This window comes from Streptomyces sp. ADI95-17, from assembly GCF_003846175.1.
Lineage (GTDB): Bacteria > Actinomycetota > Actinomycetes > Streptomycetales > Streptomycetaceae > Streptomyces > Streptomyces sanglieri.
Genome location: NZ_ML123051.1, coordinates 78,403 through 98,869, shown reverse-complemented (window position 1 = coordinate 98,869; position 20,467 = coordinate 78,403). Strand labels below are relative to the sequence as shown.

Here is a 20,467-nt window from a genome sequence, read left to right as displayed (position 1 = left end):
GGGCGCAGCAAGGGACTTGGAGCGCAAGGGGAAGTTCATGGTGGACGACGGATGTATCTTCTGCACGATTGTTCATGGTCGGGCGGATGCCAGCATCGTCCATGAAGACGAATCGGTGATCGCCTTCATGGATCTCCGGCCCGTCAACCCCGGTCACCTACTGGTCGTTCCCAAGACGCACTCGGTGGGACTGGAGGATCTCCCGGAGGACGTCGGCGTCCAGGTCTGGAAGGTGGCGCACCGGCTCGGGCGGGCGCTGCGGCGATCAGGTCTGCGGTGTGAGGGCGTCAACCTGCTTCTTGCGGACGGCGAAGCCGCGTTCCAAGAGGTTTTCCATGTGCACCTTCACGTCATCCCTCGCTTCACAGGCGATCCGTTTCGCATTGGCTCCGACTGGCGTGTTCATGAGCGTGAGCAGCTCGACAAGGCATCCGCCGCTGTCCGCGGCGGCCTCGCAGCACTGGACGCCTTGCAGCGTTGAGAGTCGGGGGGCGACGGCTCCCAACGGTCGTGTCAGCCGTCGGGAGCACATGCCGCTCACCAGTCCCTGGCCGCGATCAGCTCCTCCGCGTCTGCGTCCGAGAAGCCGTACGCCGTCGCCACGAACCAGAAGTCCTCGCCTATCTCCTCGCGCGCGACGGTCTCGATCTCGCTCCCTGCCGCCACGAACTCGGCCTCCAGCACATTGAACTGCTCCGTTGCCGCCTCCGTGAGCACGTACAGGGCCGGCAGATCCGCCGGCTGCTCAGCCTCGATCCGCTCGCACAGATTCAGCAGGATCGCCTTGCCCTTGTCGAGGACGTGGTCCGGAAAGTAGGCGTCCGCATACAGCGGCTGCAGAAAGGCGTGCTCAGCCACCTGCTGGTTCGTGATCGGCATGGTGCCCCATCTCCTCGAAGAGTCAACGCGCCGATCATGCACCACACCACTGACAGGCCCGGCGCACACCCGGAAGCAGCACTTTCCTGACTCGCCGATGGCGGCCGGCGATTCGGCGTCTTCCCCGCCGTAGCCCCTCGTGAGCGGCTGCCGCGCCTACCGCCCGTCGGTGGCGTGCTCCTTCAGGAATGCGCCCGCGTGGGCCGCGGCCTCTTCCTTCGTCGCGTAGTGCGAGGCGCAGTCGGCCTCATCGCGTGTGCCGTCGGCCCCCTGTCCGGTCCACCGCCAGCCGCCCGATGACGGATCCCGGGACAATTCGGCGCTGCCACCGCACAGTTCGATGAAGCTGGTCTCCGCCGCCGAGGCCGACCTGTCGATGGCTTCGGGCCACTTCTTGCGGGCACCCTGCCGGGTGATCCCCCAAGCAGCGCCCAACTGTTCATAGCTCGCACCGTAGGAGCCGGCGGTCCTTGCCGCGATCGCCGTCAATCGCTTGACCTCCGCGTCCACCACCTTCCAGGTGGTGAGGATCGACAGAGTGACGTCGATGGGGTCGGCATCCCACATGCGTTCTTCGGGAAGTCCGGTCGCTCGGGCGCGCATGGCCGAGGCGAGGGGATTGAGAGCGTCCAGAAGAGCCTTGTCGAGGGCCGTCTCTTCCGCGGTAGTGATCTCAGGCGGCATCATGCCGGTAACTTTAGTTACCAGATGGCGTATGCGCAACCAAAGTTACCGAGAGAATTACGTGCAGTCGACATTGATTCACGCTACACGCATATGCATAATGGGCTTATGGATAAGCGGGTTATGGATCTGGATCCCGAGGTGTCGGCCGAGACCCTGATGATCGCCGTGGAGCGGATGGTCCGCTATGTGCGACAGAGCGCCATCGCCGGAGGTCTGAGCACGGCCGCCTCCTCCGCGCTGGGCCGTCTGGGCCGCGAGGGACCGCACCGTATGACCGAGCTCGCGCGCGCCGAAGGCGCCTCCCAGCCGAACATGACCCAGCTCATCACCCGTATGGAGCGCGCCGGCCTCGTACGCCGTGTCGCCGATCCCCACGACGGCCGGGCCGTGCTGGTGGAAGCCACGGACACCGGCCTGGAGGTCTTCCGGCAGCGCCGCGCGGAGCGTGCGGACGCCCTCCGGTCGCTGGTCGAGGAGCTGAGCGAGCCGGAACAGCAAGCGGTGAAGGCCGCACTGCCCGCCCTCGCCCGCGCCATCCAGGACCGTCAAGCCCGGCAAGCCCGTCAGGACTGCTACTGACTCACGTCATTTCCGGTCCGCAGAACCTGTCCGCTCTCCCCCGTCACCTCTTCTCAACACTTGGAGAGAAACGCACATGAGTGCACCGCGTGGAAAGGCCGCCAGTCCGTTCAGGCAACCCAAGGCCGTCTGGGCCGTGGCGTTCGCCTGCGTGATCTCGTTCATGGGCATCGGCCTGGTCGACCCGATCCTGCCCGCTCTCGGCAAGAGCCTGCACGCCTCGCCCAGCCAGGTGTCCCTGCTGTTCAGCAGCTACCTGATCGTCACCGCCGTCGCCATGCTCTTCGTCGGCTGGGTATCCAGTCACCTCGGCGCCAAGCGCACCCTCGTCATAGGCCTGGCGGTCATCGTCGTCTTCGCCGCGCTGGCAGGCACCACCAACTCCATCAACGGCATCGTCGGCTTCCGTGCCGGCTGGGGCCTGGGCAACGCGCTGTTCATCGCGACCTCCCTCGCCGTCATCGTCGCCTCCGCCAGCGGCGGCTTCGGCGGCGCGATCATCCTGTACGAGACCGCGCTCGGCCTCGGCATCGCGGTCGGCCCCCTGCTGGGCGGCGAGTTGGGCGGCATCAGCTGGCGCGGTCCGTTCTTCGGCGTCGCCGTCCTGATGGCCGTCGCGCTGGTCGCGACGCTCGCCTTCGTTCCCTCGCTACCGAAGCCGAAACACGTGGTGTCACCGATCGCCCCGCTCAAGGCTCTGCGTCACCGCGGCCTGCTGACCATGGGCATCATGGCGCTCCTGTACAACTGGGGCTTCTTCACCATGTTGGGCTACGCCCCGTACCCCATGGAGCTGAGCGCCCACGAACTCGGCCTGGTCTTCACCGGCTGGGGTCTCCTGGTGGCCGCTTTCAGTGTCTTCGTCGCCCCGCGGCTGCAGGCCCGCTACGGCACCGCCCCCGTGCTCTACGCCAACCTGCTGGGCCTCGGCATCGTGATGGCGGTCATCGCGGCCGGTGTCGGCACGCCCACCGTGGTGATCGTGGCCGTCATCGTCAGCGGCGCCTTCATCGGCATCAACAACACCCTCACCACCCAGGCCGTCATGCTCGTCTCCCCCGTCGAGCGTCCTGTCGCCTCCTCCGCCTACGGCTTCCTGCGCTTCATCGGCGGCGGTCTGGCCCCCTTCGTCGCCGGCAAGCTCGCCGACGCCACCGACCTGAGCGTCCCGTTCTGTCTCGGCGCCGCCACCTTCCTCCTCGCCATCCCCGTTCTGGCCAGCGGCCACGGCCTGCTGCGCAAGGCCGAAGCGCACACCGGCGACAGTGAACCGGTCGCGCCGTCATTCACCCCCGTCGGCAGCCCGGCCACCACAAGTGATGCGCCTCCCGTCATCGTCGCCGTAGGCTCCCATGACCGGGCCTCCGCCATAGTGGACGCTGCGGCCCGGGTGGCTCGCGACACCGGCAGTCCGCTGGAGGTCGTCCACGTCCAGCAGACCGCCGTGATCGAGGAACAGGCCGTCGACACCGAGACCGCCGACCAGGCGCGCGCCGCGGTGACCGCTCATCTCGACCGGCTCACCGCCCACGGCATCGCCGCCACCGGCCAGATCCTCACCAGTGTCGGTGACCACGCCGCCGCGGGCCGCGCCCTCGCCCGGCACGCCGCGGACGTACACGCCCGCGCGGTCGCCATCGGGCACTCGCCGCGTGGGCCCGTCATGCAGTTCGCCGACGGCAGTTTCACCACCGCGCTCACCCATGCCGCCGCCTGTACCGTCATTCTCGTCGAACCGGACAGCACACCGCGTCCCCTCACGACGGATGCCCTGACAGAGCTGCGCAACAGCGCGGCTTGAGTCGCGCCCCTCGCACTGCCCCGATCGCGGGCTGCGGCGCCTGTCCGATGAGGCCGCCGCCGCCCGCGATGCTGGACGTGGAAGGGGCGGCCGCTCGGCCGGTCCGGAAGCGAACGCTGGAGGGTTGCGCGGATCAGTGGCAGGACCTGCGCGTCGGTCTCAACCGCTCGTCCTGCCGTCAGGTTGTGCCGCGATGTTCACAGGTCGGTCCAGACGTGCCCCGGGCAGTAGTTGGACTCGCCGCGGAAGAACCAGTCAGCGAGGTCGCCGATACGTTCGAGGCAATCCTCGTAGTAGGCGTCCGGGGCCGGTCTCGGAAACGAAGGGGCGGCTTCATGTCCCTCCGCGCGCAGGCTCCCGGCTATGCGCGATCGACGAGCAACTCGGCCAGGGAATCGGCAAATTGCGTGAGCCAGTCCAGTTGCTTCCCAGCCCGCGCTCTACGAAATCCGTGGCGGCGGCCCCAGAACGACGACTGGACAGCGTGGAACTGGGCCCAGCGTCGGGCGCGTTCACGATCGACTTCGGCTGCCTCGGCGAAGACGTGCAGAGTGTGGAACAGAGCTTTCCGCAGGTCGTCGGCCTCGATGAGCGTCAGTGCCTGCGACCTGAGCAGCGTGCCGCCGTCGTACGCGGGGTCGCCCGCGTACCCCTTGGGGTCGACGGCCAGCCATGGCTCACGGTCGGCTCGCAGGATGTTACGAGCATGCAGGTCGCCGTGGATGAGGCTGTCCGGCTGGTCGTGGCCCAGCTCCTCGGCGGTTGCCACGGCCGCGTCCACCGCGTACCCGGGCAGCGTATGCGTCAGCTCCTGGGCGTCCCGGCGGAGTTGGGCCGCCCAGGAGTCTGCCTGCTCCTGGAGCCGGGGAAGTCCAGGAGGTGCGGGGACGGCCAGCTGACAGCTGATCCGCCCTGCGACCCTCACCACCTCGTCGCCGTCCTTGAGTTCCGCGAGCGTCGACGGCCGTGCTCGCTCCAGCAGCATCGCGAAGCGCTCGTCGTCGCGCTCGTGCAACCGGACGGCCCCGCGCCCGCCCCAGGCCGCGAACGCGTCCGGCTCATGGACGTTGCCCGGGTGGGGGAAGGACACCTTCATCACGGCCGCTCCCTCCGCCGGCCGCAGCACCGGAACGATGATCCCGACGCCTCCGTGCATGACCTCGCCGTCCGGCACGCATTTCCAGCGCCCCAACAGCTCTTCCACGATCCCGGGCAGTTCGTCGAGCCAAGCCGCTCCGGGCTCGCCCTCGCGCTCGATCGTGCTCCTCGCGAACGTCTCAGGTACCTCGATCATCCCCGCACCCTACGCACCGGCCGAGCACCGAACCAGGCCGATGCCCCTCCCTGGTCTTCCCGATCCCGGCACGGGTGCTGTAGAAGTCCGCTCACATCACGGGGAACGCGTGCGGTGCGGGGCTCCCCGGAGGCAACTGCCAGCCCGTTGCCGCCGCCCAGCGCTCGGCCGCGATCATCAGGATCTCGGTGGCCGGGGCCTTGATCTGCCCGTTGTCCAGAAGGTCCGGCACGCTGTGGGCCAGCCGTCGTTTGAACGCCCCCCACTGCTGTCGGGCAGCCTCGTCGGCCCGCAGGTAGTCGCGGAACAGGAGCGCGTAACGGCAGTTCGGGTCGCCTTCCCGGCGCAGGTGTACGTTGCACATCCGCGCACCCGCCGGTGGGGCGAACACCAACTTGCGGCATTCCTGTCCGGCCGAGACCTCGGCTCGATTCCACGGCTCGGGCCGGCAACGGAAGCCGATCGCGGCGAGGAGCCCGACCTGCCGGGCTTCCTGGATCGCGGCGACGCGCACCTGGATGTCCACGCAGTCCTTGGCCGCCAGGCCCGGCACCGATGTGGATCCGATGTGGTCGATCGCGTGCGCCTCGCTTCCCAGAGCGTTGTACAACCCCCCGGCCGGCCGCTCGAAGTCCACCGGCCACCGCGGTTGATACTCCAGCACGGCCACCGGGGCCACTTCATCGGCAAAAGGCATGCTTCCAGCCTGGCCCCTCACGGGTGTTCCGGGCACCGGAAGGGCGAACAGAGTCGGAACGAACGAACAGAATCGGGCTGCTTCCCGGGGAGGAGTCAGCCCGTCGCACCGGAGGCTTCCGTACCAGGAGCTCCCACACCGGGGGCGCCCGCCCGCAGCCCGTCCATCACGAGGTCCAGGAGGCGCGTCGCGCGCGGCTGCCAGTCGGTGTGCGGGTCGATCTGCCAGAGCCCGGCGATGGCGAGTACGAAGTCGTCGGGGGTCACGCCCGGGCGGATGGTGCCGGCCTGCTCGTTCGCGGTCAGCAGCAGTGTGACCGCTCTGGTCACCGGACCGTGCCCCAGTTTGGCCAGGGTGCTGCCGGAGTTGCTGGTGGACTTGCGCAACGCGTCGGCCAGGCCGGCCTTGGCCATGGCGTACTGGGCCAGCCGGTCCATCCACTCCCTCAGGGCCCGGTCGGGTGCACGGGTGCTGAGCAGCTGGGCCGCGGTGTCTGCGACCTGCTGCATCTCGAAGCGGTAGACCTCCAGGACGAGGGCCTCGCGGTTGGGGAAGTTGCGGTAGAACGTCCCCTGCCCGACGCCGGCCTTCTTCGCGATGGTACTCAACGGCGCGTCCGCCGCCCGCGTCAGCTCGGCCAGTGCCACTTCCAGAATGCGTTCACGGTTCCGTTGCGCGTCCGGGCGCAGAGGCGTGCCCTGCCCGTCGCGCGTCTCGCCCCGTACCTCGTCCCGCATTCTTCCTCCTCGCGGAAAGGGCAGCCGAGCTCACCGAAAGGGCAACCGAGTCCGGCCTTGCTGAGCGGACAGCTGTCCGCTAGGTTCGACAACAAGTGGACAGCTGTCCGCTTGGACTCACCTTAGCGGCAGACCCGGCCGGTGTGGCTGACCTGCGCCCACCGCCATCGGTTCATTCATTCTCATCGCCCTCTCCCTCCCGTAATGTCCACCGGGATCGTCTCGCTCGACGCGCATCAGCAATGCGAAAGAAGGCTGATCATGACTCCATCGACGTCCAGTGCCATCACCCTGAACATCAATGGCGAAAAGTACACACTGCCCGTCGACCATCGCACCACCCTGCTCGACGCCCTGCGTGAGCATCTCGATCTGACGGGGTCCAAGAAGGGCTGTGACCTGGGTCAATGCGGCGCCTGCACGGTGCTGCTCGATGGGCGCCGAGCGGTTTCCTGCCTCCAGTTGGCGGTCGCGGCCGAGGGACGCGCGATCACCACCATCGAAGGTGTGGCCGATGGCGAGCGGCTTCATCCGGTCCAGCAGGCCTTTCTCGATCTCGACGGCTATCAGTGCGGTTACTGCACTCCCGGGCAGATCTGTTCGGCCATCGCGGTGATCGAGGAACACGCGGCGGGCTGGCCGAGCGCGGCGACCGACGATGTGCGGCCGGAGGCCGGGGTGCCCGCGCTCAGTGCCGAGGAGATCCGCGAGCGGATGAGCGGCAACCTGTGCCGCTGCGGTGCCTATGTGTCGATCGTGCAGGCAGTGGCACAGGCGGCCGAGGTCCAGGGCAAGGAGGCAGTGGCGTGAGGGAATTCGGCTACGAACGGGCCTTTGATGTTTCCGGAGCGGTCGCCCTGATCGGTTCCGACCCCGACGCCCGCTTCCTCGGCGGCGGCACCAACCTCGTGGACCTGATGAAGACCGGTGTGGAACGGCCCGCGCTCCTGGTCGACGTGCGCGAACTCCCGCTCGACAGGATCGAGTTGGAACGCGACGGAGGACTGCGGATCGGGGCGACCGTCACCAACAGCGACCTCGCGGCCCATCCCGACGTACGGCGTCACTACCCGGCACTGGCACAGGCCGTGCTGGCAGGAGCCTCGGGGCAGCTGCGCAACATGGCCACGGTCGGCGGGAATCTGCTCCAGCGGACCCGCTGCGGCTACTTCACCGACATCAGCAGGCCGTGCAACAGGCGTTCTCCCGGCAGTGGTTGTCCCGCCGTGGGCGGCGAGCACCACAACCACGCGATCCTCGGCGCGTCCGAACACTGCATCGCCACCCATCCCTCGGACATGGCGGTCGCGCTCGCCGCCTTCGACGCGGTCATCTCGTACGAAACGGCAGACGGGCCGGGCGAGTTGCCGATCGACGGGTTCTATCCGCCCGTGGGCGACACACCGCACATCGAGACCACGCTCCCGCCGGGCGCTCTGATCACCGGCGTCACGCTGCCGCCCGCCCCGGTCGCCGCCCGCTCGCGGTACCGGAAGGTGCGCGAGCGCGCCTCGTTCGCCTTCGCGATCGGGTCGATCGCCGGCGCGCTCGACGTCGAGGACGGAGTCGTACGCGAAGTCCGTCTCGCTCTCGGGGCTGTCGCCTCGATGCCGTGGCGGGCCCGTGCGGCCGAGCGCTTGCTGGTCGGCGGGCCGGCGAGCGCGGAGGCGTTCGCCGCCGCGGCGGATGCCGAGCTGGCGGCCGCCGAGGCCCTTCCCGACAACGGATACAAGGTGACGCTGATGCGCAACCTCATCGTGGCCGTGCTGACCGAGCTCACCGAGGAGGTCTCCCGATGACCACGACGACCGGGATCACCAGCGTGGCCGGAGCCATCGGCTCCGGCCGCACCCGGGTGGAGGGCCGTGACAAGGTCACCGGGGCGGCCCGCTACGCAGGAGAGGTCCCCTTCGCCGAACTCGCCCACGGGTGGCTGATGTTGTCCACCGTGGCCCGTGGCCGGATCCGCTCGGTGGAGGACGGTCCGGTCCTGGCCATGCCCGGGGTCCTGACCGTGCTGCACCACGGAAACGCACCTCGCGTCGACATCGATTACATGGGCATGCTGGGACGGCCGAACCCGATCGTCGGGATCTTCCAGCACGACCGCGTACCCTTCGCGGGCTGGCCGGTGGCGCTGGTGGTGGCCGAGACGTCGGAGCAGGCCAGGGAGGCCGCCGAGGCTCTGGTGGTCGAGTACGACGTGGAGCCGCACGATGTCGCGTTCCGCGCCGGCCGTCAGGATGCCTACACGCCGGAGAGCACTCCGATGGTGCAGCCGGAGACGGAGAAGGGGGATGTGGAGGCTCAACTCGACGCGTCCGCCGTCGTCGTGGATGCGGAGTACACCACTCCGGAGGAGCACCACAACCCGATGGAGCCGCATGCGGCCACGGCCCGCTGGGACGGCGGCCGGCTCGACGTCGTCGACTCCAACCAGGGCAGCAGCTGGGTGGCGAACGAGCTGGCGCAGCTCTTCTCCCTCGATCCGGCATCCGTGCGGGTGCGGTCGGAGCACGTCGGTGGCGCCTTCGGGTCGAAGGGGCTGAGCCCGCATCAAGTGGCGGCCGTGATGGCCACGACCGTCCTCCAACGCCCGGTCCGTGTCGTGCTGACCCGCCGCCAGATGTTCTCTCTCATCGGCTACCGCAGCCCCACGGCGCAGCGGATCAGGCTCGGTGCCGACGCCGACGGCCGGTTGCGTGCGCTCGACCACCAGGCGCAGAGCCTGACATCGACCGTGTACGAATTCATCGAGTCGAGCGCCGTCCTGGGGCGTGTGCTGTACGACGCCGACGCGCATCACACCCTTCACCGCCTCGTACGGCTCGACGTTCCGACCCCGACGTGGATGCGCGCGCCCGGCGAGGCACCCGGGTCCTTCGCCCTGGAGTCGGCGCTCGACGAACTGGCCGAGAAGTGCGGCGTGGACCCGATCGCCCTCCGCGTGCGCAACGAACCCGAGACCGGCCCCGTGTCCGGGTTGCCGTTCAGCAGCCGCAATGTGCTCGCCTGTTTCGAGGAGGGCGCCCGCAGGTTCGGCTGGGCGGACCGTGATCCTCGTCCCGGCCTGCGCCGCGAGGGGCGCTGGCTGATCGGGACGGGTACGGCGGCGGCCACCTACCCCTCGGGGGTCGGTCCCTCCACAGCGGCCGTGACCGCGGAGCCGGACGGCACCTTCACCGTGCGGATCAACGCGGCGGACGTCGGGACCGGGGCGCGGACCGCGATGCTCCTGGTCGCCGCGGACACGCTGGGGGTGGATCCGGACTCCGTACGGGTGCGTATCGCGGACAGCGATATCGGCCCGGCGATGATCGCCGGCGGCTCGATGGGAACGCGCTCCTGGGCGTGGGCCGTGACGATCGCCGCGAACGAGCTGCGGGAGCGTCTGGCACTGGGAGGCGGCATTCCGCCGGAGGGGATCACCGCCCGGTCGGACACGGCGGAGGCGATCGGCGCGCTCTCCAAGAAGGAGCGCCATTCCTTCGGTGCGCAGTTCGCCGAGGTCGCGGTGGACGTGGACACCGGTGAGGTGCGCGTACGACGGCTGCTCGGCATCTACGCGGCGGGCACGATCGTCAACCCGCTCACCGCGCGCAGCCAGTTCATCGGCGGAATGATCTGGGGCCTGTCCATGGCCCTCCACGAGGAGGCGGTCAGGGATCAGGTCTCGGGCGGCCACGTCGGCCCGGACCTCGCCGGCTACCACTTCGCCGCGCACGCCGATGTCCCGCTCATCGAGGCCGACTGGGTGGACGACCCCGTCCCGGGCGATCCGGTCGCGATCAAGGGCATCGGCGAGATCGGCATCGTGGGCGTCGCCGCCGCGATCGCCAACGCGGTGTGGCATGCGACCGGCGTACGTCACCGGGAGCTGCCGATCCGTCCGGACCGTGTCCTGCGTGCGGCGGACGAGGCCCGTCGCCGGGCGACGGATGGAATTCCGGTTGGCATGGAAGAGGGAGGAACCCGAGGTGGCCCGGCGGAGGGCGGAGCCCGGGGCGGCGGGGCGGAAGGAGGAGCGCCGGGTGCTTGACATCGCCGAGGAGCTGAGCCGGTGGTTCGAGGAGGGCCGGGACTTCGCCGTCGCCACCGTCGTGGCCGTCGGCGGCAGCGCACCGCGCGGTCCGGGCGCTGCCCTGGCCGTCGACGGTGACGGCACCGTCATCGGCTCCGTTTCCGGCGGATGCGTGGAGGGCGCGGTGTACGACCTGTGCGTCCGGGCGCTTCGGGACGGGCGACCGGTACGCGAACGGTTCGGCTACGACGACGAGGACGCCTTCGCGGTGGGGCTCACCTGTGGCGGCGTCATCGACATCCTGGTCACGCCGGTGCGCACGGACGCGCCGGTGTTCCGGGCGGGAGTGTCGGCCGCGGGCCGGAAAGAGGCTGCGGCGCTCGCCCGGGTGGCCAGGGGCCCGGTGGAACTGCTCGGCCGGGCGCTGCTCGTCCGCCCGGACGGATCGTACGAGGGCAGCTTCGACGGACCGCCGGAACTGGACCGCACTGCGGTGGCGGAAGCCCGCGCGATGCTGGACATCGGCCGCACCGGCACCGTGGAGATCGCGGAGGACGGGGCGCGCTGTCCGGGCGGTGTGGCGCTGTTCGTGGAGTCGAGGGTGCCGCCGCCCCGGATGATCGTGTTCGGTGCGGTGGACTTCGCGACGGCGTTGGTCCGGGCGGGCAAGTTCCTGGGCTATCACGTGACCGTGTGCGACGCCCGGCCGGTCTTCGCCACTCGCCTCCGCTTCCCGGAGGCCGACGACCTGGTGGTCGACTGGCCGCACCGCTACCTCCGGCGTACCGCGACCGATGCACGAACGGTCCTGTGTGTGCTCACCCATGACGCCAAGTTCGACATTCCCCTCCTGGAGGCGGCCCTGCGGCTGCCGGTCGCGTTCGTCGGCGCGATGGGCTCGCGCCGCACCCACGAGGACCGCAACCGCCGCCTGCGCGAAGTCGGCGTGACGAACCAGGAGTTGGCCCGTCTGCATTCCCCGATCGGCCTCGACCTCGGTGCCCGTACCCCCGAGGAGACCGCACTGTCGATCGCGGCGGAGATCGTCGCGGCGCGGCGCGGCGGGACAGGTGCTCCGCTGACCGGATCCGGGACGCCGATCCACCATGACACCGACGACGGGGAGGCCGGAGACACCCGCTCCCGGGCGGCGGCCTGATTCGGCGGGCCGGGCGGGCTCGGCAGGAGTTCACTCAGGGCAGGTCCGGCCGCCCTCCTCTGAGGCAGCGCGCCCGAGAGGCCCTCAGTGGTCGCGCCCGCTCAGCCCGACGCCGAGTTCCGCCAGGCCGTCGAGGACCAGGTCGATGCTGACCGCGGCGAGCAGAAGCCCCAGAAGCCGGCCGAGCAGTTCGATGGTCGCGTGATGCGTGGCGCGCAGTACACGTTCCAGGAGCAGGATGCAGACGAGGTCGAGCAGAATCACCGCCACGTACGCACCGGCCACCGTGGAGCGCCAGGTCCAGGACGAACGTGCTGTGGCCTCGATGAGCAGTGCTGTCATGGCCAGCGGGCTGACGACGAACGGTACGAGGAGCTCACGCAGGCCGCTGGTCACATCGGGGGCGTCCTGGTCCGGCGCGTCCATTCCGGTCGGAATCCCCAGGACGAGACCGACGGCGTAGAGAAAGAAGATGATGCCGCCGGCGAGCAGGAGCGCGGGTGTACTGATGTGGAAGAGGTCCAGGAGCAAAGGAGCGGTCAGGCTGGCCACCAGACCGATGAAGACCGCCGCGCCACAGGAAATGAAGGCGATGGTGCGCAGTTGGCGAGTCGGGTGGAGCTCGGCGAGGTGGGCAAAGGAGATCAGAACCTTGGGCGGCCCGACGACCGAGACGAAGGTGATCAGAGCGGCGGAGAAGGTGAGCGCGTTCACCTGCGAAATCTAGGCTGCGAGGACCGGATGCTCGTGGCAGGGCGGGGCTGGTGTCGCTCACTTCCTGGGCGGGATCCGCTTCGCAGCCGACGCACACCGCTGCCGGTGAGACCGGGTTCAATTGTCTCGGCTCCGCTCGGCCCGGATCGGTTCGGGTTGCCGAAAGCGTCGCGAGGGACACACGGCGTTCCACTCCTATGGGCCGCAGAGCCGGGCGGCGACCGGCGGATGGCCCGTGCCACCCGCCCGCAGGCGGGGACACGGGCCGACCGTACCTCGGACGCGGCCCAGACCTCGACCGCGACCTCGGCCTCGGTCGCAGCCGATGCTTCGCTCGGCGCGCGGAGGCCGGCTCAGAACACGAACGGTCCGGGCGACTGCGTGGATGTCGCGTTGCAGGTCGCCGTGATGCCGAAGACCACGACCTTGAGGGACGTGGCCACCAGGCTGTCGCCCGAGGCCACAGTCCCCTTGAGCGGCCCCGTCGAAACAGGGCTTCCGGCGGGTATGGCGGGGTTGGAGTTACCGGTGAACGTGACGGCTCCCGAGCCGTTGTTGGTGAGTGTGAGCGTCGACTTGACCGAGTTGGCCCCGACGCTGATCGGTGCCGTGATGGCAGATGTCGAGACATCGATGGTCGCGGTCGTGCCGCTCTGGGAGGCGGTGAGGGTCGCGCTGCCCGAACCGTAGGATCCACAGTCGAAGGAAATGGTCGCGGTGGTGGGGGTGACCGCGTCGGCCGTGGGTGCCAGTGCGAGCGTGCCTGCGGCGAGAGCGGAACAGAAGGCGAGTCGCCGTATGCCATGCCTCATGGTGATTGCCCTTCATGTGGGGGGACTGCCGACGCGTCGAATCGGGGAGCCGCGCCGGAATGCAGCAATTCTCTGACGAACCGTCAGCCTGGATTGCCTTCCTCATTGAGGCACGACGACCTTGAAGCAACAAGGCACGTCGCCATGATTCTTGACATGCTACGGCCAAATTCGGTCACGCTGGGCAGGCCTCCCTGGCATGGGACGTCCGGGCACGGGGCGCCCGGCGCGCGTCCAGAGCTCGCCGGGAATGCGAACCGCCGGCCGTCAGTCCCTACTGTCAGGAGGGCAGCTTCAGGTCGGTGCACCCATGGCGCTGCGCCGCCCGTTCGGCAAAGGCACGCAGGGCGGTACGGAGGTAGCCGCGCGGCGGGGCCGCGTACTCCGTGTCGTTGACGGTGAAGAGGGCGCGCGGGCCCTTGCCGCATGCGGCGCTCGCCCAGGCGCTGTGGCGGTCGGTGCCCGCGTCGCCTCGGTAGCCACCGGAGTCGCCGTCGTCGGAGGTCCGCAGGCGCTGCGCGTACGGTCCGAACGCGGCACCGAACCAGTAGAGTTCCTCGTCCCGCGCCTTGGTCTCGCCGAGTGCGCAGGTCTCCAGGAGCGCGGTGCCGGGGGCGGTGGTCTCACGGTGCCAGTCGACGGAGTCGTCGCCGGGGACGGGTACTCCCGCGCAGGTACCGGTGGCGTTCCCGGGCACCGGGCTGTCGGGTCGTACGGGGACGGTCGGCACCCGGGAGCCGTGCGGGGCGTCGCACGACCACCGTTCGGCGGCCCGCTCGGCGGTGGCCGTGGCCAGTCGGGCGATCCGCCGGGTCTCCTCGGCGTTCTCGTGCGACTCGTCGGCACTCACGGTCACCACGAGGGAGGCGGGCCGGTTGGTGCAGTTGAGCACGATGCCCGTGTCGCGGAAGTCGGTGTGGCCCTGCCAGCCACCGCCGACGGCAACGGGCAGATGGTCGGAACTCCCGTCGCGCAGCATCGAGAGCGGCTCCCCGGAGATGCGGCGGTTGCGGACGGCGTCGTGCGGGATCAGGGCGACCAGCAGCCGGGTGTCGGCCACGCCGCACTCGTCCCAGCGGTTGTCGTCCGCACCGCCCGTGCGGTCCCCCGGCAGTCCGGGGTCGATGGAGTACGAGGTCAGGGCGGCGGATTCGGCGGCCGGAATCAGACCCTCGCAGTACGTGGCGAGCCTGTCCTCGTACCGCCACCGTTTGCCGGTGTCGCTCATCCGGTACCAGCTGTAGCCGGCCGAGAGCAGCAGGACCAGTGGCAGCGCCACGTACAGCGCGATCCGGCGCATCGTCCTCATCGGGCGTCGCCCTCCCCGTATCGATCAGGCGCCCTGCCTATCATCCGCGCCCCGGGGTCCGGCAACCGCCGTAACCGAATTGAGCACTGCTGCGGGCTTTGAGCAGCGCAGATCACACCGCCCGTCCGTGCGGTCCGCCCGGGAGCTCGCAAGGCCCGGGGCACAGTACGGGCGCGGAGGGTCAGCAATTGGCCAGGGGGCGCCTGGCAAGGAAGACGAACTCGCGGCCGGGGCGGTCAGGAGCGTCGCGGACGTCGTCCACCACGAACCCCTGAGCGACCAGCTCCGCCTCGACCTCCCGCCGCTCGCGGAAACGCAACGTCGAATCCACTGTCAGCACCTGTCCATCCGCGGTGAACTCGATGGTCCCGCGGAAGGTCACCAACGGCCCACGCACTTCGAGCAGTTGGACCCAGCTCACGACCCCGCCGGCTCCCGGGATCTCCGTCACGCGGTACGAGGCCTCACGCTTCCACTCCTCCCAGGCGCGCCGGGCCGGATCCCGTGTCTCGAACGCAAGGATTCCGCCGGGTCGCAGTGCTTCGTACGCCGCCCGAAGAGTCATCCGCCACACCTGCGGGTCGACGATGGCCTGGGCCACGTTCGCCGTCATGGTCACGAGGTCCACCTGCAGAGGCGGCAGTGCCCCCGCATCACCGTAGATCCAGCGCACCCGTTCGCTGCCCGGTTTGCCCCGGGCCACATCGACGGACGCCGTGGCCGGATCCACGCCCACCACCTCGATCCCACGATCGGCCAGCAGAAGGGCGAACACTCCTGTCCCACAGCCGATGTCCAGGACCTGGCGTGCTCCCAGCTCCTCGGCCAGGCGGACATAGGGGTCGAGATCACTCCGATCGGATTCGAGCACGTCGTAGATCGCGGCCAGCCGGGGATGTGCGAAGCTCTCGTCGGCCATGCGGCCGAAGCTACGCAAGACCGGCAACGGGTGGCTACCCGTTTGCACCGTCGGCGAGCGGTGGACGTACGACCGACGACTTGCCGTCGCTCGCGAGCAGCGCCCCCGGTCCAGGCGGGACGCCGGCAGGGGAACCCGCTAGGCCGGCCACGTGATCCGCCCGTTCGCCACCTCGATCACTTCCGGCGTCAAGGATTCATGGAACCTCAAGTGGCCGATCGAAACGACATCGTCCCCGTGCCGGTGGGTGTCGTGGACGCGCTCCGCCAGCCAGCAGAGCAGTTCGCCGACCCTGTCGAAATCATCGGGGTGGATCTCCTGCCGGGAGGTCAGCGACCATCCCTTCCACGGCAGGTCCGCGCGCCCGGCCAGCGCCGAGCCGAGCACACCACCGATCCGCCGGGCCGCACCACTGCCGGCCAGCAGTGGGCGAGGCTCGTTCTCGATCACCGGCTCGCCCGCCTCGTCCTCCACCACGATCGGGAACTCGGTCACGACGGACAGGCGCTCCGGCTGCGGCCCGATTCCCAGGTGCCAGCGCAGCTCGGCCGACTCCGTCTCGGAGAGCTCGTCCCGCAGATCGACCGATACCGCCAGCTCATACACATCACTCATGCGCCGCACCCTACAAAGGACGACTGACATGGCGATCCGGGTCCGGGGCAGGGGAGCCGTCACATGTCACTCCTGGACCTGCACCTGCACCAGCGCCGCCATCCGCCCGGTTCTGCACCCCCGCCCCCCGCTCCGGCGCTGCCGGCAGGGACGGCCCGGCCCCGGCGTTACGTGTCCGTTCAGGCCTGCGAATGCCCGAATCTGTTTACATCCCCGATCCGCGGGCGTAACCTGACGGCGAAACCACACACTCGGGCACGGAACGGATTCAAACCAACATGTATGCACCGGAGCGGCAGCAAGCGATCCTCCGTCTCGCCCGCGAGAGCGGCCGGGTCGATGTGCTGTCCCTGGCAGAGGAATTCCAGGTCACGGCCGAGACCGTGCGGCGTGACCTGAAGAGCCTCGACCGGGCCGGACTGCTGCGCCGTGTCCATGGCGGTGCGATCCCGGCCGGGCGGCTCGACTTCGAGCCCGATCTCGCCGAGCGCGACGCCGTCGCCATCGACGAGAAGGAACGCATCGCGACGGCCGCGATCGGTGAGCTCCCCACCGACGGCAGCGTGATCATCGACGCGGGCAGTACGGCCGCCCGGCTGGCCGCGGTCATTCCGCTCGACGCCCACCTCACCGTGGTCACCCATGCGCTTCCGGTGGCCGCCCGACTCGCCGACCACCCGGGCATCGCACTGCATCTCGTCGGCGGCCGGGTCCGACCCCGAACCCGCGCCGCGGTCGATGCCTGGGCGTTGAACGCCTACCGTGAGATCAACGCCGATGTCGTCTTCCTCGCCACCAACGGCTTCTCGCCGAAGGGCGGTCTCACCACACCGGACCTGGCCGAGGCCGCCGTCAAGCGGGCCATGATCTCCGCCGCCCGGCGGGTCGTGCTCCTGGCCGACTCCGCCAAGTTCGGCCAGGAGCACTTCGCCCGGTTCGGCGATCTCGCCCAGGTCGACCTGCTCATCACCGACACCGGCCTCGGCTCCGACGACGCCCTCGCCATCGAGGGCCAGGGCACGGAAGTAGTACGCGCATGATCCTCACCGTCACCCCCAACCCGAGCCTCGACCGCACGTACGAGCTGCCCCGGCTGACCCGCGGCTCCGTGCTGCGGGCCACGGACGACCGGGTGGACCCCGGTGGCAAGGGCATCAACGTCTCGCGTGCGGTCGCGGCGGCCGGCCATCCTACGATCGCTGTCGCACCGATCGGCGGCCCCGAGGGCGCGCTGCTCGCCCGGCTGCTGGGCGACCACGGCATCGAGGCGGCCGGTGTGCCGATCGCCGGCAGCACCCGGATCAATGTCACCCTTGTCGAGCCCGACGGCACGCTCACCAAGGTCAACGCGGTGGGCCCGGAGATCACCGAGGCCGAGGCCGAAGCCCTGCTGGATGCCGTGCAGAGCCGGTCGGCGGCCACCGACTGGATCGCCTGCTGCGGCAGCCTGCCGCGCGGACTGCCCCCGCAGTGGTACGCCGAACTGGTCGCCCGGAGCCACCGTGCCGGGGCCCTGATCGCCCTCGACACCTCCGGCGCCGCCCTGACCGCTGCGCTGCCGGAGCACCCCGATGTGATCAAGCCGAACGCGGAGGAGCTCGCCGGAGCCGTGGGTCGCCCGTTGGCCACGGTGGGCGATGCCGTGAAAGCGGCGGAGGAGCTCCGCGAGCGAGGCGCCAGGTCCGTGCTGGCCAGCCTCGGGGCCGACGGGCAGTTGCTGGTCGACGGCACGGGGGCGTACTTCGGGAGCGCGCGGGTGGATGTGGTCCGCAGCAACGTCGGAGCGGGCGACGCCTCGCTCGCCGGCTTCCTCGCCGCCGGCGGAAGCGGGCAGGGCGCGTTCGCCGTGGCGGTCGCCCACGGCGCGGCGGCCGTGCAACTACCGGGCAGCGTCATGCCGACGCCCGCCGATCTCGATCTGTCGGCGGTCACCACGACCACCGAAATCCCTCTGGACCGGCCCCTGACGGAGCCGACGTCATGACCGCCGCGTATCGGAGCCGACGTCCTGACGGCCGCGCATCCGCGTCCTCATCCGCATCAGCGCCCGCGCCTGCACCCGCACCCGCGGCACCGAATGTCCCCCGAGCCGCCCACCGGACGGTCCACGAGCAAGGAGCCCCGCGATGAGTGAACTGATCACCGCGGCACTGGTCGATCTCGATCTGTCCGCCGAGACGAAGCAGGACGCCGCCCGGTCGCTCGCCGAGCGCATGGTCGCCGAGGGCCGGGTGACCGACCTCGACGGCTTCCTCGCCGATGTCGCGGCCCGTGAGGCACAGATGCCGACCGGTCTGGACGGCGGCATCGGCATCCCGCACTGCCGCAGCGAGCATGTCACCGCGCCCACGCTCGCGTTCGGCCGCAGCGGCCCGGGAATCGATTTCGGTGCGGCGGACGGCCCCGCCGATCTGGTCTTTCTGATAGCCGCGCCGGCCGGGGCCGACGACGATCACCTCACCATTCTGTCCGCCCTGGCACGACGGCTGATGGACCCGGAATTCACGGAAGCACTGCGCGCGGAGCGCGACCCCGGTGCGGCCGCGGCCCTGATCCGTGGCGAGGAGGCCGAGCCGGCCGGCTCGGCTCCAAAGGCCCCGACACCCGAGGCGTCCGCACCGCAGGCCTCGGCCGCGGGTGACGGCACACCGGTGGACGGTCCTGTCCCCGGCAGTGTCGCCCCAGCCACCGGACCCCTCCGGATCGTGGCCGTCACATCATGTCCGACCGGGATCGCACACACCTACATGGCCGCCGAGTCACTGGCAGCCGCGGCCCGCGCCGGGGGCGTGGTGCTCGATGTCGAGACGCAGGGCTCGGCCGGGTTCGAGCGGCTCGATCCGGCGCTGATCGCCGCCGCCGACGCGGTCATCTGGGCACATGACGTCGAGGTGCGCGAGAAGTCGCGGTTCGACGGCAAGCCGATCGTCGACACCGGGGTCAAGGCGGGGATCAACCGCCCTGCCGAGCTGATCGCCGAAGCCAGGCAGAAGGCGGAACGCGGCGAGACCACCACCCTGGCGACCGGCGCCGCCGCTCGTCAGGACGGTGGAGCCACGGCCGGTGGTGACCACGCGCACTTCGGGGTCCGGCTGCGGACGTACCTGATGTCCGGCGTGAGTTACATGGTGCCGTTCGTAGCGGCCGGCGGGCTGCTCATCGCGCTGTCGTTCGCCATCGGCGGCTACGAGATAGCCGGCGCGAAGTCCGTCGCGGACCACTTCGTCTGGGGCGAGGCCGCGAGCTGGGCCGCTCTGCTGAATCAGATCGGCACCGCCGCGTTCGCCTTCCTGGTACCGGTGCTGGCCGGGTACATCGCGTACGGCATGGCGGACCGGCCCGCGCTCGTACCCGGCTTCGTGGGCGGAGCCATCGCGCTCACCATCAACGCGGGCTTCCTCGGCGGCCTGGTGGCGGGTCTGCTGGCCGGTGCGGTGGTGATGGCGATCCAACGTGTGAAGGTCCATCCCACGCTGCGGGGCATCATGCCTGTGCTGGTGATTCCCCTGATCGCCTCGGCGGTCGTCGGCTTCCTCATGTTCATCGTCGTCGGCAAGCCGATCGCGTCCCTCCAACGCGCCCTGACCGACGGCCTCAACGGGCTTTCGGGCTCCAACGCGATCATTCTCGGCATCGTGCTCGGCCTGATGATGTGTTTCGACATGGGCGGCCCGCTCAACAAGGTGGCGTACGCCTTCGCGGTCGGCGGTCTCGCCGACCCGACGCCCGGCAGCCTCAAGGTGATGGCCGCGGTGATGGCGGCCGGCATGGTGCCGCCGCTGGCCATGGCGCTCGCAACCACCGTACGAGGCAGGCTGTTCAGCAGGACCGAGCGGGAGAACGGCCGGGCGGCCTGGGTCCTGGGCGCATCCTTCATCAGCGAGGGCGCGATCCCGTTCGCGGCGGCCGATCCCCTCCGGGTGATCCCGTCGGTGATGGCGGGCGGCGCGGTGACCGGTGCGCTGTCGATGGCCTTCGACTGCACCCTGCGTGCCCCGCACGGTGGCATCTTCGTGGTGCCGCTCATCGGGAATCCGTTCCTCTACCTGCTGGCCATCGCCGCCGGTACGACGGTTGCGACCACCCTGGTCGTCCTGCTCAAGAGCTTGGGCCAGAACACGGAGGCACCCGCCCCGGCGGCCGAGACGCCCAAAATCTCCGTCGCGGCCTGACGGAAATCCTGATCCCCCGCTCCGTCGCCACCTCACGGATCCCGCCGTGTCCCCGTCCCTGCTCCCCCATCC

Annotated in this window: 20 protein-coding genes; 10 read left to right on the top strand and 10 right to left on the bottom strand. The window is 69.9% G+C overall.

Annotation, left to right across the window (positions count from 1 at the left end; translation table 11 throughout):
* The first annotated feature begins 37 nt into the window (after nucleotides 1-37).
* Entirely contained in the window at nucleotides 38-481 is a 444-nt protein-coding gene (locus EES42_RS35110; protein ID WP_124722318.1) for an HIT family protein, read from the top strand.
* Nucleotides 482-537: 56 nt separating this feature from the next.
* Here the strand turns inward: EES42_RS35110 and EES42_RS35105 are convergent, their stop codons facing one another.
* Together EES42_RS35105 and EES42_RS35100 are read right to left on the bottom strand one after the other, a co-directional pair.
* A complete protein-coding gene (locus EES42_RS35105) occupies nucleotides 538-879 on the bottom strand; it encodes a DUF5713 family protein (RefSeq protein WP_124722317.1) in 342 nt (113 codons plus the stop codon).
* Nucleotides 880-1,035: 156 nt separating this feature from the next.
* Nucleotides 1,036-1,566, bottom strand: coding sequence for a hypothetical protein (locus EES42_RS35100; RefSeq protein WP_124722316.1), 531 nt, complete (start codon nucleotides 1,564-1,566; stop codon nucleotides 1,036-1,038).
* Between the two features lie 105 nt (nucleotides 1,567-1,671).
* On the opposite strand from EES42_RS35100, the gene EES42_RS35095 reads away from it, so the two are divergent.
* Nucleotides 1,672-2,145 carry a MarR family winged helix-turn-helix transcriptional regulator gene (locus tag EES42_RS35095; protein ID WP_124722315.1) on the top strand — a complete coding sequence of 158 codons (474 nt, stop codon included), beginning with the start codon at nucleotides 1,672-1,674 and terminating at the stop codon, nucleotides 2,143-2,145.
* 76 nt (nucleotides 2,146-2,221) lie between these two features.
* Nucleotides 2,222-3,946, top strand: coding sequence for an MFS transporter (locus EES42_RS35090; protein WP_124722314.1), 1,725 nt, complete (start codon nucleotides 2,222-2,224; stop codon nucleotides 3,944-3,946).
* Nucleotides 3,947-4,307: 361 nt separating this feature from the next.
* On the opposite strand, the gene EES42_RS35085 is transcribed toward EES42_RS35090, so the two are convergent.
* The 3 genes from EES42_RS35085 to EES42_RS35075 all read right to left on the bottom strand — a co-directional run bounded on the left by EES42_RS35085 (nucleotide 4,308) and on the right by EES42_RS35075 (nucleotide 6,674).
* Nucleotides 4,308-5,240 (bottom strand): aminoglycoside phosphotransferase family protein, encoded by a 933-nt coding sequence (locus EES42_RS35085; RefSeq protein WP_124722313.1) that lies wholly within the window; start codon nucleotides 5,238-5,240, stop codon nucleotides 4,308-4,310.
* Nucleotides 5,241-5,331: 91 nt separating this feature from the next.
* A complete protein-coding gene (locus tag EES42_RS35080) occupies nucleotides 5,332-5,937 on the bottom strand; it encodes a GrpB family protein (protein ID WP_124722312.1) in 606 nt (201 codons plus the stop codon).
* 95 nt (nucleotides 5,938-6,032) lie between these two features.
* On the bottom strand, nucleotides 6,033-6,674 hold the full coding sequence (locus tag EES42_RS35075; protein WP_124722311.1) for a TetR/AcrR family transcriptional regulator: 642 nt from the start codon (nucleotides 6,672-6,674) through the stop codon (nucleotides 6,033-6,035).
* Between the two features lie 261 nt (nucleotides 6,675-6,935).
* Between EES42_RS35075 and EES42_RS35070 the strand changes: the two genes are divergently transcribed.
* The 4 genes from EES42_RS35070 to EES42_RS35055 are packed head-to-tail and all read left to right on the top strand — an operon-like array spanning nucleotide 6,936 to nucleotide 11,854.
* On the top strand, nucleotides 6,936-7,484 hold the full coding sequence (locus tag EES42_RS35070; protein WP_124722591.1) for a (2Fe-2S)-binding protein: 549 nt from the start codon (nucleotides 6,936-6,938) through the stop codon (nucleotides 7,482-7,484).
* The gene (locus EES42_RS35065; RefSeq protein WP_124722310.1) at nucleotides 7,481-8,473 is read left to right on the top strand and encodes an FAD binding domain-containing protein; all 993 of its coding nucleotides are present in this window, start codon (nucleotides 7,481-7,483) and stop codon (nucleotides 8,471-8,473) included. The genes EES42_RS35070 and EES42_RS35065 overlap by 4 nt, the downstream gene beginning before the upstream one ends.
* The gene (locus EES42_RS35060) at nucleotides 8,470-10,713 is read left to right on the top strand and encodes a xanthine dehydrogenase family protein molybdopterin-binding subunit (RefSeq protein ID WP_124722309.1); all 2,244 of its coding nucleotides are present in this window, start codon (nucleotides 8,470-8,472) and stop codon (nucleotides 10,711-10,713) included. Before EES42_RS35065 ends, EES42_RS35060 begins: the two co-directional genes overlap by 4 nt.
* Complete coding sequence (locus tag EES42_RS35055; RefSeq protein WP_124722308.1) at nucleotides 10,706-11,854, top strand: XdhC family protein; 1,149 nt, start codon at nucleotides 10,706-10,708, stop codon at nucleotides 11,852-11,854. The genes EES42_RS35060 and EES42_RS35055 overlap by 8 nt, the downstream gene beginning before the upstream one ends.
* An 84-nt stretch (nucleotides 11,855-11,938) precedes the next feature.
* On the opposite strand, the gene EES42_RS35050 is transcribed toward EES42_RS35055, so the two are convergent.
* The 5 genes from EES42_RS35050 to EES42_RS35030 all read right to left on the bottom strand — a co-directional run bounded on the left by EES42_RS35050 (nucleotide 11,939) and on the right by EES42_RS35030 (nucleotide 16,223).
* Nucleotides 11,939-12,568: a MarC family protein gene (locus tag EES42_RS35050; RefSeq protein WP_124722307.1), complete on the bottom strand. Its 630-nt coding sequence runs from the start codon at nucleotides 12,566-12,568 to the stop codon at nucleotides 11,939-11,941.
* A gap of 353 nt (nucleotides 12,569-12,921) precedes the next feature.
* Entirely contained in the window at nucleotides 12,922-13,380 is a 459-nt protein-coding gene (locus EES42_RS35045; protein ID WP_124722306.1) for a hypothetical protein, read from the bottom strand.
* A 280-nt stretch (nucleotides 13,381-13,660) separates the two neighbouring features.
* Nucleotides 13,661-14,689, bottom strand: a complete 1,029-nt coding sequence (locus EES42_RS35040) for a hypothetical protein (protein WP_124722305.1) — start codon at nucleotides 14,687-14,689, stop codon at nucleotides 13,661-13,663.
* Nucleotides 14,690-14,870: 181 nt separating this feature from the next.
* Entirely contained in the window at nucleotides 14,871-15,608 is a 738-nt protein-coding gene (locus EES42_RS35035) for a class I SAM-dependent methyltransferase (protein WP_124722304.1), read from the bottom strand.
* A gap of 138 nt (nucleotides 15,609-15,746) precedes the next feature.
* Nucleotides 15,747-16,223, bottom strand: coding sequence for a hypothetical protein (locus tag EES42_RS35030; RefSeq protein ID WP_124722303.1), 477 nt, complete (start codon nucleotides 16,221-16,223; stop codon nucleotides 15,747-15,749).
* 278 nt (nucleotides 16,224-16,501) lie between these two features.
* Between EES42_RS35030 and EES42_RS35025 the strand changes: the two genes are divergently transcribed.
* The 3 genes from EES42_RS35025 to EES42_RS35015 all read left to right on the top strand — a co-directional run bounded on the left by EES42_RS35025 (nucleotide 16,502) and on the right by EES42_RS35015 (nucleotide 20,395).
* Complete coding sequence (locus EES42_RS35025) at nucleotides 16,502-17,263, top strand: DeoR/GlpR family DNA-binding transcription regulator (protein ID WP_124722302.1); 762 nt, start codon at nucleotides 16,502-16,504, stop codon at nucleotides 17,261-17,263.
* On the top strand, nucleotides 17,260-18,207 hold the full coding sequence (gene pfkB / locus EES42_RS35020) for a 1-phosphofructokinase (RefSeq protein WP_124722301.1): 948 nt from the start codon (nucleotides 17,260-17,262) through the stop codon (nucleotides 18,205-18,207). Before EES42_RS35025 ends, pfkB begins: the two co-directional genes overlap by 4 nt.
* Nucleotides 18,208-18,349: 142 nt before the next feature.
* Nucleotides 18,350-20,395 (top strand): PTS fructose transporter subunit IIABC, encoded by a 2,046-nt coding sequence (locus EES42_RS35015; RefSeq protein WP_124722300.1) that lies wholly within the window; start codon nucleotides 18,350-18,352, stop codon nucleotides 20,393-20,395.
* The last annotated feature ends 72 nt before the right edge of the window (nucleotides 20,396-20,467 follow it).